Raw genomic sequence first — 15,066 nt, 5'->3', positions numbered from 1 at the left:
TAGCTGATTGATTGTGGTATGGAAGTTTTAATATCTAGGTATAGAAATATAGGAATAATGGCTCATATAGATGCTGGCAAGACCACCACAACAGAGCGTATTTTATTTTATACTGGTAAACAAAATAGGATTGGTGAAGTGCACGATGGTGCAGCTTCTATGGATTGGATGGAGCAAGAGAAGGAGCGTGGCATTACAATTACCTCTGCTGCAACAACATGTTTTTGGAATGATCATAGGATTAATATAATAGATACTCCTGGTCATGTTGACTTCACTATTGAAGTTGAGAGATCTTTGAGGGTTTTGGATGGTGCGGTTGCTGTATTTGATGGAGTTGCTGGAGTTGAGCCTCAGTCTGAGACAGTTTGGCGTCAAGCTGATAAATATAACGTTCCTCGTATCTGCTTTGTTAATAAAATGGATAGAATCGGGGCAAATTTTTATCGATGTGTCGATATGATAAAAACGAAGCTTGGCGCATCACCTTTAGTTATTCAGTTGCCAATAGGAAGTGAGAAAGATTTTAAAGGCATAATCGATCTTATTTCTATGAAAGCTATTATATGGCAAGAAGAAACATTAGGCGCTAAATTTTCTTATGAAGATATTCCTTCTGATTTGCTTGATAAAGCTCAAGAGCATCGAAATCTTTTATTAGATGCTGCAGCTGAAATGGATGATGAGGCGATAAATACTTACTTTGAATCTAACGATCTGCCAATTGATTTGTTGAAAAAGTGTGTGAGAAGCGGGACCATTAAAGGAAAATTTGTCCCTGTATTATGTGGGTCAGCTTTTAAAAACAAAGGCGTGCAATCACTTTTAGATGGTGTGGTTGATTTTTTACCCTCTCCTATTGATGTTGATGTAATTATTGGAACTGATCCTAAAGATTCAGAAAAGAAAATTGAGATCAAACCTTCAGAAAAAGAGAAATTCGTTGCTCTTGCGTTTAAAGTGATGACGGATAAATTTGTAGGTAGCTTGACGTTTATTCGTATTTATTCCGGTAAGTTAAAATCTAAATCTGCTGTGTTAAATGCTGGAAAGAATGAGACTGAAGGAATTGGTAGAATGTTGCTTATGCATGCAAATAACAGAGAAGATATAAACGAAGCTAAAGTTGGTGATATAGTTGCCTTAGTTGGATTAAAGAAAACAATTACTGGTGATACTTTATGTTCATCTGATTTTCCTATACTATTAGAGCGTATGGAATTTCCTGATCCTGTTATTGAAATTGCTATAGAACCGAAAACCACCTCAGATCAGGAAAAATTAGGTGTTGCTTTGAATAGATTGGTTGCAGAAGATCCTTCTTTAAGGATGTCAGTAAATGCGGAGAGTGGGCAGACTATATTGAAAGGTATGGGTGAGCTGCATCTTGAGATTATTATTGATAGAATGAAGCGCGAGTTTAATGTTGAAGCTAACGTTGGTGCACCTCAAGTTGCATATCGTGAAACTATCACTAAATCTGTTGAAATTGATTACACTCATAAAAAACAATCAGGTGGTGCTGGTCAGTTTGCTAAAGTTAAAATAAAATTCGAACCTCTTGAGCCTGGTTTTGGCTTTCAGTTTGAAAGTAAAATTGTAGGCGGTGCTATTCCAAAAGAGTATATACCTGGAGTGCAAAATGGCTTAGAGTTGATAAAAGAAGGTGGTATAATTTCCGGCTTTCCATTGATTGATTTTAAGGCTACTCTTCTTGATGGTGCTTTTCATGATGTTGATTCTAGTCCTTTGGCTTTTGAACTTGCTGCTAAAGGTGCTTTTAAGGAAATGGCAAATAAAGCTGGTCCAAAAATGCTAGAACCTATAATGAAAGTGGAAATCATTACTCCTGAAGAATATATGGGTGATGTTATGGGTGATATAAATAGTAGAAGAGGCAGTGTTGTTGATATGCTGGATTTAGGTAATAATAGCAAAATAATTACTGCTTCGGTTCCTCTTGCAAATATGTTTGGTTATATAAATGTTTTGCGTTCTATATCTCAGGGAAGAGCTCAGTATAGTATGCATTTTTCTTGTTATGAACAAGTGCCACAATATGTGGTTGATGAGTTAAAGTTAAAGTATAATTAAAGGTTAGTAATTATGACAGCGATAGTAGAAGCATTTGGAAAGCCGCATGTAAATGTGGGAACGATAGGACATGTGGATCATGGGAAGACAACGTTAACAGCGGCGATAACAAAGCATTATGGTAATTTTGTAGCATATGATCAAATAGATAAAGCGCCAGAAGAAAGAAAGAGAGGGATAACAATAGCAACAGCGCATGTTGAATATCAAACAGAAAAGAGACACTATGCACACGTTGATTGCCCTGGACATGCTGATTATGTAAAGAATATGATAGTAGGTGCAGCACAGATGGATGCAGCGATATTGGTAGTGTCAGGGGTTGATGGGCCGATGCCACAAACGAGAGAGCATATATTGCTGGCAAAACAGGTGGGTGTTGGATATATCGTGGTATATATAAATAAAGCTGATGTTGCTGATGCTGATATGATAGATTTGGTAGAGATGGAAGTGAGAGAGTTGCTGAGTAAGTATGGATTTCCAGGTGATGAAGTGCCTATGATAGTTGGGTCTGCGTTAAAAGCATTAGAGGATGATAGTAGTGAGTATGGAAAGAAATCAATAGATAAATTGATGGAGAAGTTAGATGAGTATGTGGCAGTACCTCCAAGGCCTATAGATTTGCCGTTTTTGTTGCCAATAGAAGATGTATTTTCAATATCGGGCCGAGGGACGGTAGTAACAGGAAGAATAGAGAAGGGGGAGATAAAGACAGGGGATGAGATAGAGATAATAGGTCTGAAAGCGACGCAAAAGACGATATGTACTGGTGTTGAGATGTTTAAGAAGTTGCTAGATAAGGGAAGTGCAGGACTCAATGTAGGAATACTACTAAGAGGAACAAAGAGAGAAGAAGTGGAGAGAGGGCAAGTATTGGCAAAACCAGGGACAATAACCCCGCATAAGAAATTTAATGCGGAGGTGTATATATTGAAGAAAGAAGAAGGAGGAAGGCATACACCATTTTTTGGAAATTATCAGCCACAGTTTTATTTAAGGACAACGGATGTAACTGGGAGCATAAAATTGCTAGATGGAAAGGAGATGGTAATGCCAGGGGACAATGTAAGTATAGAAGTGGAGTTGCAAGTACCAATAGCAATGGATAAAGGATTACGTTTTGCGATAAGAGAAGGTGGTAGAACTGTTGGTTCTGGCGTTGTTTCGGAAATTTTAGAGTAAACTTTGAATTATAGGAGTGTAGCTCAATTGGTAGAGCGCTGGTCTCCAAAACCAGAGGTTGTAGGTTCAATTCCTATCGCTCCTGCATTAATATTATGGTAGAAATGTTAAAAAACCTGTATGTTTTTTTTTGCGATATAAAGCAAGAAATAAGGAGAATTGCTTGGATAAAAAAACAGCAGGTATTGTCATCTTTGTTTATTGTAATAACTGTTATATTATGCTTTTCGATTTTCTTTTGCTTCGTAGATTTTATGTCTCTTTACGTAATTAAGACTTTATTTGGAATTATTTATGGAATATAAGTATAAATGGTATATCATTAAAGTCGATTACGGGTATGAGAAGGATATATGCGAGTTGGCAACCAATACTGTTTACTTTAAGGAGGTGTTTATTCCTTATCAGACAGTATGTGATGTAAAATCTGATATAAAAGAGTTATGTGAAGTATATATATGTATGCATCTGTGTGATGAAAGCAAAAATATTTTGAATCAAATGACTGGGTTTTGTGGTGATGAGTCTGGTCATTTTGAGATGATTTCAGATGATGAGGTAATTTTAAAACGTAAGGAATTTAATAGATATAAGTGGTACATTTTAAGAGTTGCCTCTAATTATGAAGAGAAAGTGCGCCAATATATATTAGAAAATTCTATGAGATTGAATATTAATAATTATTTTAATAGGGTTTTTATTCCTTGTGAAGAATTAAGTGAGATGGATTTAAAATCTAAAAAAAATGCTAAACGAAGGAAGTCCTTTCCTGGTTATGTCTTTTTATACATGAATTTATGCGATGAGGTATTAAATTTTATTAATAATATACCAAAATCTCTTAAGGTTTATGGATTTTTGAAAAATGGTAATGTTCCAAAGGTGATTGAGGATAATGAGATTCGCTCAATGTGTAGTGCGCTTTACAATGCTCAAGAAACGAAAAAGTTGAGTTATGGTTATGAGAAAGGTGAAAAAGTAAAAATTAATGATGGTCTTTTTCAAAATTTTACTGGTAAGGTAGATATGGTAAATGATGAGAAAAAAATTATTAATATTGAAGTATCAATCTTAGGTAAGCCAACAATAATAGAGCTTGATTTGGCTCAAGTAGAGAAAATAGAGGATTAATTATGAGTAATGTAGTTGCTAAGATTAACTTGCTTATGGAAGCTGGAAAAGCAGTTCCAGGACCGAAAATTGCTTCAGTACTTGGCCCGCGTGGTATACCTGTTCCTAAATTTTGTGAAGCTTTTAATAAAGCTACTAGCGCTGCTAACGCTAGTTATAAAGTAGGTGATTTAGTAACAGTGAGAATTTCCATAAAGGATGATCGCTCTCATGATTTTACTGTCAGCGGTCCGCCTGTGGCTTATTTGCTTAAGCAGGAAGCTAAATTAAGTAAAGCTTCTGGTAATTCTGGTAAAGAATTAGTGGCTAAATTATCTATGTCTGCTATCATTAAAGTGGCAAAGTGTAAGATGGTTGATATGAAAGTGGATAATGAAGATTCAGCAGTGAAGATGGTTATAGGCACTGCAAAATCTATGGGTATAGAAGTTGTGGAAGGTTAGGTAAATGAGTACATATAATGATAATTCTAAGCAATGTTTGGAGAAGGTTGTTGAGTCTGCTTCAGCAAAATTTAATGAATCAGTTGATATCGCAGTCAATTTAGGTGTAGATTCACGTAAATCTGAAGAGCAGGTGCGTGGTACAGTAGTTTTGCCTAAAGGTATCGGGAAGAATATTAAAGTAGCTGTTTTTGCTCAAGATAAACATTTATTAGAAGCTGAAAAAGCTGGTGCTGATATTACAGGAGGAGAAGATTTAATTGAAGAGATAAAAAAAGGTAGAAAGTTGAATGTTGATTGGTGCATCACTACTCCTGATTTCATGGCAAAAATCACTCCTATTGCAAAAGTATTGGGTGCTAAAGGGCTGATGCCTAACCCTAAATTTGGTACTGTGACTTCTAACATTGCGGAAGCTACTAAAACCATTAAGTCTGGTCAAATAAAATTCAGGACGGATAAAAATGGGGTTATTCATGGTAAATTAGGAAGTATTAAATTTGATATTGATGATTTGCTGGAAAATTTAAAAGCCTTTCTTAAAGTAATTAGAGACAATAAACCTGCTTCTGTGAAAGGAGTTTACTTTAAAAGCGTTTTTTTAAATTCAACTATGGGTAAAGCTCATAAAATAAACAAAGTAGAAGATATAATTTAAGGGAGCGAAATTGTGAAGCGTAAAGATAAGGATGAATTTATACAAAACATAATGAATGTGTTTGTAAATAATGATTTCTTAATATTGGTAAATTTCAAGTCTATGAATGTTAGCAATTCATTAATTCTTAGGAATAGTCTAAAATCTGTAATGGGTGGGATGTTAGTAGTTAAAAATACTCTAGCTTGCTTGGCTTTGGAAAGGACTGGTAAATTTTCTTATTTATCAGGTAAATTTTCTGGTTCTGTTGCTATTATATATTCTAGTGCTATAGTAGAAGCTGCAAAGTTAATAGTTGATTTTATTAATGCTAACAAAGAAAAAATGTCTGTGATTTGTGCGGCTCATATAAATGAATTGTTAACAGTGGAAGATGTTAACAAATTGGCTAAGCTTCCCTCTCTGGATGAATTGCGTGTTAAAATTATGCGTTTAATATCTTATGATATTCCTGCTCGGTTAGCATTGTCTATTAATTCATCTTCTATGAGGCTTATGAGAGTTTTGGATTACTATAGTTCTAAAAAATAAATTTGTTGTTAAATAAGGTGGTCAGTATGAATAATGTAACAAGTGATTTGGTTGATAAAATATTATCTTTAAATCTATTAGAAGCTTCTGAACTTGTAAAAGTTCTAGAAGAAAAAATAGGGTTGCCTAGTGGTTCTTTTCTTGGTGGAGCTGTTGGTGCTGGGGTGCCTATTAGTGATAATGCTAATGCTCCTGTTGCTCAAGAAAAAGCTGAATATAAAGTTGTAATCAAAGAGATTGATGCAAGCAAAAAAATAGGAGTGATTAAAGCTATTAGAGAAGTTAATTCTACATTGAATTTAAAAGAAGCGAAAGAATTAGTTGAGTCTTTACCCAAAGATTTGACTGCTAATGTTTCTAAAGACGAAGCAGAAAAAATAAAGCAAAAACTTATTGAAGCAGGAGCAACTAAAGTTGAGCTTGAATAAAATGTTAGTATATTAATTTTATGTTGATATAGCTCTTTTAATTAGTGAAGGTATTTTAATGGTTGATTCTTCTTATATGTGTGCTTCTAGTGCTTTTGTTCCTAGAGTTTCTTATTCCAGGTCGATTGATTTAAAAGATTCTTTGTTGGATTTGGTTAAAGTCCAAAAGGGGTCATATAATTCCTTTACTCCTAATAATGAGAGTAATGAAAGACTTGAAGCTATCTTTCATACAATTTTTCCAATATCTGATCCTTTGCATAGGGCTACTATCGAATTTTTGAATTGTAGGGTAGATGATCTTAAGTATAGTGAATCTGAATGTATAAAACGTGGTATAACTTTTTCTGCTCAGGTTATTGCTTCTATACGTCTTGTTATTATGCAGGATGGTGTTTCTCTTGAAAAATATCAAGAGATTAAAGAAGATGATGATCATTCTAAGCTTGCAACTGTTATAAAATCTGCTGAAGAGCAGGAGGTTCGCTTTTGTGAACTGCCTATGATGACTGATAAAGGTACTTTCATCATCAATGGCGTAGAGAAAGTTATCGTTTCACAAATGCATAGATCTCCTGGAGTGTTTTTTGATAGTGATAGGGGAAAAACTTACAATTCTGGCAAATTGATCTATTCTGCTAGAGTTATTCCTTATAGAGGTTCTTGGCTTGATATTGAGTTTGATGTTAAAGATCATTTGTATTTTCGTATTGATAGAAAGAGAAAGTTGCCAATATCAGTTTTATTAAAGGCTTTGGGCTTATCAAATAATGACATACTTAATAAATTTTATGAAAAAATAGAGTATATAAAACATAAAAGTGGCTGGAGAGTACCTTTTTCCCCTGATAAATTCAAGGGAGTGAGGCTTCCTTTTGATTTAAAGAATGTTGAAGGCAATGTGTTACTTAAAGCCAATGTTCGTATTACTTCAAAATTAGCTAAAAATCTATATGATAACGGATTGAAAGAGTATCTAATTCCTTATGATTCTATATGTGGTTTATTTCTTGCAGAAGATTTAATAGATAGTGCTAGTTCTACAAAAGTCTTATCTGCTGGTGAATCTATAAAATTAGAGGATATAAAAAAGCTTGAATTATTATCTATAGATAAAATATCAGTGTTGAACATAGATAATGTTTCTGTTGGACCTTACATATTAAACACACTTTTCTTAGATGAAAACATGTCTTATGAGAACGCTCTATATGAAATATATAAGGTTTTGCGTCCTGGTGAAGTTCCTGTTTTAAAGATAGTAGAGGAGTTTTTTCGTAATCTTTTCTTCAGTTCGGAATATTATGATTTGTCTAACATTGGTAGATTAAAACTTAACTCTTGCCTTGGGTTAAATTATGAGGAAAATTTAACTACTTTAACACATGAAGACATTATTGAAATTATAAGAAAAATAGTATTGTTACGTGATGGTCAAGGATCTGTAGATGATATTGATCATTTAGCAAATAGAAGAGTCCGTTCAGTTGGAGAGTTTATAGAAAATCAATTTAGAACTGGATTATTAAAATTGGGACGGGCAGTAGTTGATTCTATGTCTACTTCTAGTTTAGATAAAGTCTCTCCATCTGATTTTATAAATCCAAAAGTGTTAACCAATGTCTTAAGAGATTTTTTCAACTCTTCCCAATTATCTCAATTTATGGATCAGACTAATCCATTATCTGAAATAACACATAAAAGAAGGTTGTCAGCGTTAGGTCCTGGTGGTTTAACAAGAGAGAGGGCGGGATTTGAAGTGCGTGATGTTCATCCAACTCATTACGGAAGAATTTGCCCTATTGAAACTCCTGAGGGGCAGAATATAGGCTTAATTAATAGCTTAGCTATATACGCTCGTATTAATAAATATGGGTTCATTGAAAGTCCTTATAGGAAAGTAGTTAATAAGGTTGTTACTGATCAAATTGAGTATCTGTCTGCTATAGATGAAGGTTTATATTATATAGCCGATACCAGCGCAAAGCTTGATGAGAACAACTGCTTTGTTGATGATATGTTATACTGTAGGTATGCTGGTACCTTTGTAATGGTAAATAGTAATCAAGTAAGTTACATTGATTTATCTCCTAAGCAGGTAATATCGGTTGCTGCTTCTTTAATTCCATTTTTAGAAAATGATGATGCTAATAGAGCGTTAATGGGTTCAAATATGCAGCGTCAAGCTGTACCTTTATTGAAGCCTACTGCTCCTTTGGTTGCTACTGGCATGGAATCTTTCGTAGCTTCTGGCTCTGGTGCTGTAGTTTTAGCAAAACGTGGTGGCATAGTTGACAGCTCAGATAGTAACTCTATAGTTATACGTGCTTTTGACAAAGGAGGAATTAACTACTTGGATGTAGATATTTATCATCTAAGAAAATTTCAGCGTTCTAACCATAATACTTGTATTAACCAGAAACCACTGGTGCATGTAGGTGATTGTGTTAAGGAAGGTGATGTGATAGCTGATGGTCCTGCTATTAATAACGGTGAATTGGCACTTGGCCAAAACTTGCTAGTCGCTTTTATGTCTTGGCAAGGTTATAATTTTGAAGACTCAATCATTATTTCTAGTGAAGTTGTTAAAAAAGATCTATTTACTTCTATTCATATAGAAGAATTTGAATGTGTTGTACATGACACTCCTTTAGGGTCGGAAAAAATAACTCGTGCCATACCCGGTGTTAATGAAGAAAATCTTTATCACTTGGATGATAGTGGTATAGTAAAGGTTGGTACAAGAGTTGGTCCAGGTTATATTTTGGTGGGGAAAGTTACACCTAAGCATTCTCTTTCATTGCCTCCTGAGACAAAATTGTTAATGACAATTTTTGGTGAAAAGTCATTTGATTGTGTGGATTCCTCTTTATATACATCTCCAGATATTGAAGGGATAGTGATTGATGTGCAGGTCTTTACACGCAGAGGGGAAGAAGAAAACGAAAGGGCGTTTCTTATTAAACAAAAAGAGGCAAACGACTTTGAGAAAGAACGAGACCATATAATCAATGTTATTAATCAATATTTCTATGATGAATTAAGAAAAATTCTTATTAATTCTGGCTCTCAAGATCGAGAAAGTATTAATTTTATTGAACGTGAGGGATGGTGGGATATAGGATTGAAAAACCAATCTATTTCTAAGCAAGTTGAGAGCTTAAAAAAAGATTTTGATGAAAAAGTATCACATGCGATAGCAAACTTTAAGCGAAAAGTAGAAAAATTGCATGAAGGCTATGATCTGCCTCAAGGTGTGTCGATGTCAGTAAAAGTTTTTATTGCTGTAAAACATAGTTTGCAGCCAGGGGATAAAATGGCTGGTAGACATGGAAATAAAGGTGTGATTTCTCGAGTTGTTCCAGTAGAAGATATGCCTTATTTAGAAGATGGTACTCCTATTGATATTATTCTTAACCCTCTTGGCGTTCCTTCGCGAATGAATGTAGGTCAAATATTGGAAACGCATGTAGGTTGGGCTTGTAAAAAATTAGGAGAAAAAGTAGGCAATATTCTTGATGAGATCAATAAAATCAAACGTGCTTTTTGTGAGGCAATTAGATCTCTCAGTGATGATGATTTTGAAAAATTTGCAGCATTATATCTTGATAATAAAAAATTTGAGGATATTAATGATGATGAAATAACGGCTTCTATTTTAGATACGCCTAATAAGGATGAATTAAATAATGAATTGACTACATTAGTAGAGAATTATTTCAACTCTTGTAAAGATGCACACAGTAGTTTACGTCACTTCCTGATTGAGGTTTATAGTTGTGGCAGTAATTTATCTATTTGTAATAACATTCGCGATATTAATGATAATCACCTCATTGAATTTGCGTATAAGTTGCGTGATGGCATTCCTGTTACTGCACCTGTATTTGAAGGTCCAAAAGATGAACAAATAGTAAAGCTATTTGAACTTGCTGGATTGCATAACTCTGGGCAAGTTGTATTATATGATGGTTGCTCGGGTGAGAAGTTTGATCGCAAAGTTACAGTTGGTTACATGTACATGCTTAAGTTGCATCACTTAGTAGATGGTAAAATTCATGCGCGTTCAGTAGGACCTTATAGCTTAGTTACTCAACAACCTCTTGGAGGAAAGTCTCATTTTGGTGGTCAGCGTTTTGGTGAAATGGAATGTTGGGCATTGCAAGCCTATGGTGCTGCTTACACTTTGCAGGAAATGTTAACTGTGAAGTCTGATGATATTAATGGCAGGGTTAAGATTTATGAATCGGTAATAAAAGGTGACAGTAACTTTGAATGTGGAATTCCTGAATCCTTTAATGTCATGATAAAAGAGTTGCGTTCCTTGTGTTTTAATGTGGATTTGAAGCAAAATGACATAGTAATTGAAGATATATCTCATACTAACATCGCGCAATCTTTTAATGAGGTTAGCATTTCCATTGCTAGCCCTGAAAGTATTAAACGTATGTCTTATGGAGAGATAACAGATGTTTCAACTGCAAACTACCGTACATTCAAAGTTGAGAAAGGTGGATTATTTTGTCCTAAAATTTTTGGTCCTGTCAATGATGATGAATGTTTATGTGGAAAGTACAAAAAAAGAAGACATAGGGGCCGTATATGCGAAAAATGTGGAGTAGAAGTTACATCTTCTAAAGTAAGAAGAGAAAGAATGGGTCATATAGAGCTTGCATCTCCTGTTGCTCATATATGGTTTTTGAAGTCACTTCCTTCAAGAATTGGAGCATTATTAGATATGTCTCTTAGAGATATCGAAAGTATTTTGTATAGTGATAATTATGTTGTAATAGATCCTCTTGTTTCCTCTTTTGAAAAAGGTGAAATTATTAGTGAGAAAGCTTATAATGAAGCTAAAGATAGCTATGGGGTCGATAGCTTTATAGCTATGCAAGGTGTTGAAGCTATAAGAGAATTGCTAATACGCCTTGATTTACATGAAATTAGGAAGAATTTAAGACAGGAGTTAGAGTCTGTTGCTTCTGAAATGAGAAGAAAGAAAATTATAAAGAGATTACGTATTGTTGAAAATTTTATCAAGTCTGGAAACAGACCTGAGTGGATGATACTTACAGCTATACCTATTTTACCACCTGACTTGCGTCCCTTGGTATCGCTTGAAAGTGGTCGACCTGCAGTTTCTGATTTAAATCATCATTATAGAACTATTATTAATCGAAATAATAGATTGAGAAAATTGTTAAGTTTAAATCCTCCTGAGATTATGATTCGTAATGAGAAAAGAATGTTACAAGAGGCAGTTGATTCTCTTTTTGATAATAGTCGTCGTAATGCTCTGGTAAATAAAGCTGGCGCTACTGGATATAAAAAGTCTATTAGCGATATGCTGAAAGGAAAGCAAGGTCGTTTCCGTCAGAATCTTTTAGGAAAAAGGGTAGATTATTCTGGACGTTCTGTAATAGTTGTTGGTCCAACTTTGAAACTAAATCAGTGTGGATTACCGAAAAGAATGGCTCTTGAGCTATTCAAGCCTTTTGTTTACTCAAGGCTTAAAATATATGGAATGGCTCCAACTATTAAATTTGCTAGTAAGTTAATAAGAGCAGAAAAGCCAGAAGTTTGGGATATGCTTGAAGAAGTAATAAAAGAGCATCCTGTTTTGCTAAATAGAGCGCCTACGCTACATAGGCTTGGTATTCAGGCTTTTGAGCCAGTCCTTATTGAAGGTAAAGCAATACAGCTTCATCCACTTGTTTGTACAGCATTTAACGCTGACTTTGATGGTGATCAAATGGCAGTACATGTGCCAATTTCATTGGAAGCTCAACTTGAAGCTAGAGTGTTGATGATGTCAATTAATAACGTTTTAAGTCCTTCTAATGGAAGACCGATTATAGTTCCTAGTAAAGATATAGTGCTTGGTATATACTACCTAACTTTACAGCAACTTAAGAAGGATGATTTACCACTTTTTTGTGCTTTTTGTGAAGTTGAGCATTCCTTAAACAACGGTACTCTGCATATTCATTCTCATATAAAGTACAAAATGGAACACATCAATAGCGATGGAAACATTCAGTATAAAACTATTTGTACAACTCCTGGACGTTTAATATTATGGCAGATTTTTCCTAAACATGAGAATCTAAGCTTCGATTTAATAAATCAGGTATTAACAGTTAAGGAAATAACTAGTATTGTTGATTTAGTATATCGTAGCTGCGGTCAAAGTGCTACAGTGGTATTTTCTGATAAATTGATGACACTTGGCTTTGAGTATGCTACATTTTCTGGTACTTCTTTTAGTCGTTGCGATATGGTCATACCTGAAACTAAAGCTACACACGTTGATTATACAAGGGGTGAAATTAAGAAATTTTCTGCACAGTATCAAGACGGACTAATCACTAAAAGTGAGAGGTATAATAAAGTTATAGATGAGTGGTCTAAGTGCACAGATATAATAGCGAATGATATGTTAAAAGCGATATCTCTGTATGATGAAAATAGTAAGTACAATTCAATATATATGATGGTTAGCTCCGGTGCAAGAGGTTCTACTTCCCAGATGAAGCAGTTAGCAGGAATGCGAGGGTTAATGACCAAACCTTCTGGTGAAATTATAGAAACACCTATAATTTCTAATTTTCGCGAAGGATTAAATGTATTTGAATACTTTAATTCTACTCACGGTGCGCGTAAAGGTTTAGCTGATACTGCACTTAAAACTGCAAACTCTGGATACTTAACTCGTCGCTTGGTTGATGTATCTCAAAATTGCATAGTTACAAAACATGACTGTAAAACGAAAAATGGCCTTATTGTAAGAGCTATAGTTGAAGGTAGTACTATAGTTGCATCTCTAGAGAGTGTTGTACTGGGTAGAACAGCTGCAAATGATATATATAACCCAGTAACCAAAGAGTTATTATTAAAAGCAGGGGAACTAATTGATGAAGGTAAAGTAAAGCAAATCAACATTGCAGGTCTTGATGTTATAAAAATTAGATCGCCTTTAACTTGTGAAATAAGTCCTGGTGTGTGTTCTTTGTGTTATGGAAGAGACCTTGCAACTGGTAAAATTGTTTCAATAGGTGAAGCAGTTGGTGTTATCGCTGCTCAATCTGTTGGAGAGCCAGGTACTCAGTTAACGATGCGTACTTTCCATATAGGTGGGGTAATGACTAGAGGTGTTGAATCCTCAAATATTATAGCTTCTATTAATGCTAGAATAAAATTAAACAATAGTAATATAATTATAGATAAAAACGGAAATAAAATTGTGATAAGCCGTTCCTGTGAAGTCGTTTTAATTGATAGCCTTGGTAGTGAAAAATTGAAGCACAGTGTGCCTTATGGTGCTAAACTTTATGTAAATGAGGGTGAGTTAGTAAAAATTGGTGATAAAGTTGCAGAATGGGATCCGTATACACTACCTATTATTACGGAAAAGAGTGGTACAATATCTTACCAGGATTTAAAAGATGGAATTTCAATCACTGAAGTGATGGATGAATCTACAGGGATATCAAATAGAGTAGTAAAAGATTGGAAATTGTACTCTGGTGTAGCTAATTTACGTCCTCGTATTGCACTGCTTGATGATAATGAAAAAGTAATAACACTTTCAAGTGGTGTGGAAGCATGTTACTTTATACCAGTTGGTGCAGTGCTTAATGTACAGGATGGCCAAAAGGTTCATGCAGGTGATGTTATCACAAGAACGCCGAGAGAGTCAGTTAGAACTCGTGATATTACTGGTGGCTTGCCTAAGGTTATAGAATTATTTGAAGCACGTCGTCCTAAAGAGCATGCTATCGTTAGTGAAATAGATGGCTATGTAATGTTCTCTGAAAAAGACCGTAGAGGAAAACGCAGTATAGTAATTAAACCTGTAGATAAGCAAGCTTCTCCAGTTGAGTATTTAGTATCAAGAAGTAAGCATGTAATAGTTAATGAAGGTGATTTTGTGCGTAAAGGTGATTTATTGATGGATGGCGATCCTGATCTTCATGATATTCTACGTGTGCTTGGGTTAGAAGCGTTAGCACACTATATGATTTCTGAAATACAGCAAGTTTATAGATTGCAAGGTGTGCGCATAGATAACAAGCATTTAGAAGTGATCTTAAAGCAAATGCTACAAAAAGTAGAAATTACCGATCCTGGTGATACTATGTACTTAATTGGAGAAAATATTGACAGGCTGGAAATTGATAGAGAAAATGATGCTATGAATAACTCTGGAAAACGACCTGCTCATTATCTTCCTATTCTGCAGGGAATTACTAGAGCAAGCCTTGAAACTAATTCCTTTATTTCTGCTGCCTCTTTCCAAGAAACAACAAAAGTACTTACGGAAGCAGCATTTTGCGGAAAGAGTGATCCTTTGAGTGGCTTAAAAGAAAATGTTATAGTAGGAAGGTTAATTCCTGCTGGTACGGGTCTGATTATGAATAAGGTGAAAACACTTTCGCTTTGTGAAAATATAGATAAATATGAAAAATATTTTGATATTGAGACTTATGACGAAAAATTGCTGAGTGATAATAGTTATCAATTACATTCTGATGAAGAAGAGAGTGTGGTGGCATCGCACTATGATCAGTCAAATTGAATATATCTAATGAGGTAG

The 15,066-nt window shown here is 34.6% G+C and carries 9 protein-coding genes and 1 tRNA gene; all 10 read left to right on the top strand.

Translation table 11 applies throughout. The features are described from left to right. The first annotated feature begins 18 nt into the window (after nt 1–18). The 10 genes from fusA (at nt 19) to CAI20_RS00140 (ending at nt 15,048) form a co-directional block, all read left to right on the top strand. Nucleotides 19–2,094, top strand: a complete 2,076-nt coding sequence (gene fusA, locus CAI20_RS00185; RefSeq protein ID WP_149168626.1) for an elongation factor G — start codon at nt 19–21, stop codon at nt 2,092–2,094. 12 nt (nt 2,095–2,106) lie between these two features. Then, nucleotides 2,107–3,279: an elongation factor Tu gene (gene tuf / locus CAI20_RS00180; RefSeq protein WP_007301992.1), complete on the top strand. Its 1,173-nt coding sequence runs from the start codon at nt 2,107–2,109 to the stop codon at nt 3,277–3,279. A gap of 12 nt (nt 3,280–3,291) precedes the next feature. After that, nucleotides 3,292–3,364 (top strand) — tRNA-Trp (locus tag CAI20_RS00175). A 10-nt stretch (nt 3,365–3,374) separates the two neighbouring features. After that, complete coding sequence (secE, locus tag CAI20_RS00170; protein WP_012481857.1) at nt 3,375–3,584, top strand: preprotein translocase subunit SecE; 210 nt, start codon at nt 3,375–3,377, stop codon at nt 3,582–3,584. After that, complete coding sequence (gene nusG, locus CAI20_RS00165; RefSeq protein ID WP_010406831.1) at nt 3,574–4,410, top strand: transcription termination/antitermination protein NusG; 837 nt, start codon at nt 3,574–3,576, stop codon at nt 4,408–4,410. The genes secE and nusG overlap by 11 nt, the downstream gene beginning before the upstream one ends. Nucleotides 4,411–4,412: 2 nt before the next feature. Then, nucleotides 4,413–4,853, top strand: a complete 441-nt coding sequence (locus CAI20_RS00160) for a 50S ribosomal protein L11 (RefSeq protein WP_007301989.1) — start codon at nt 4,413–4,415, stop codon at nt 4,851–4,853. Nucleotides 4,854–4,857: 4 nt separating this feature from the next. After that, entirely contained in the window at nt 4,858–5,511 is a 654-nt protein-coding gene (rplA, locus tag CAI20_RS00155; RefSeq protein ID WP_007301988.1) for a 50S ribosomal protein L1, read from the top strand. Between the two features lie 12 nt (nt 5,512–5,523). Further along, nucleotides 5,524–6,042 carry a 50S ribosomal protein L10 gene (rplJ, locus tag CAI20_RS00150; RefSeq protein WP_007301987.1) on the top strand — a complete coding sequence of 173 codons (519 nt, stop codon included), beginning with the start codon at nt 5,524–5,526 and terminating at the stop codon, nt 6,040–6,042. A gap of 26 nt (nt 6,043–6,068) precedes the next feature. Next, entirely contained in the window at nt 6,069–6,470 is a 402-nt protein-coding gene (rplL, locus tag CAI20_RS00145; RefSeq protein ID WP_007301986.1) for a 50S ribosomal protein L7/L12, read from the top strand. A gap of 58 nt (nt 6,471–6,528) precedes the next feature. Then, nucleotides 6,529–15,048: a DNA-directed RNA polymerase subunit beta/beta' gene (locus CAI20_RS00140; protein WP_149168625.1), complete on the top strand. Its 8,520-nt coding sequence runs from the start codon at nt 6,529–6,531 to the stop codon at nt 15,046–15,048. Nucleotides 15,049–15,066: the final 18 nt, after the last annotated feature.

The organism is Wolbachia endosymbiont of Chrysomya megacephala, from assembly GCF_008245065.1.
Classification (GTDB): domain Bacteria; phylum Pseudomonadota; class Alphaproteobacteria; order Rickettsiales; family Anaplasmataceae; genus Wolbachia.
This window is presented reverse-complemented; position numbering and strand designations above follow the sequence as displayed.

Bases quoted from the DNA above. Each gene is read 5' to 3' on its own strand.
- CAI20_RS00140 (WP_149168625.1), top strand. From the start codon at position 6,529: ATGGTTGATTCTTCTTATATGTGTGCTTCTAGTGCTTTTGTTCCTAGA.
- fusA (WP_149168626.1), top strand. From the start codon at position 19: ATGGAAGTTTTAATATCTAGGTATAGAAATATAGGAATAATGGCTCAT.
- rplA (WP_007301988.1), top strand. From the start codon at position 4,858: ATGAGTACATATAATGATAATTCTAAGCAATGTTTGGAGAAGGTTGTT.
- secE (WP_012481857.1), top strand. From the start codon at position 3,375: ATGGTAGAAATGTTAAAAAACCTGTATGTTTTTTTTTGCGATATAAAG.
- rplL (WP_007301986.1), top strand. From the start codon at position 6,069: ATGAATAATGTAACAAGTGATTTGGTTGATAAAATATTATCTTTAAAT.
- CAI20_RS00160 (WP_007301989.1), top strand. From the start codon at position 4,413: ATGAGTAATGTAGTTGCTAAGATTAACTTGCTTATGGAAGCTGGAAAA.
- nusG (WP_010406831.1), top strand. From the start codon at position 3,574: ATGGAATATAAGTATAAATGGTATATCATTAAAGTCGATTACGGGTAT.
- tuf (WP_007301992.1), top strand. From the start codon at position 2,107: ATGACAGCGATAGTAGAAGCATTTGGAAAGCCGCATGTAAATGTGGGA.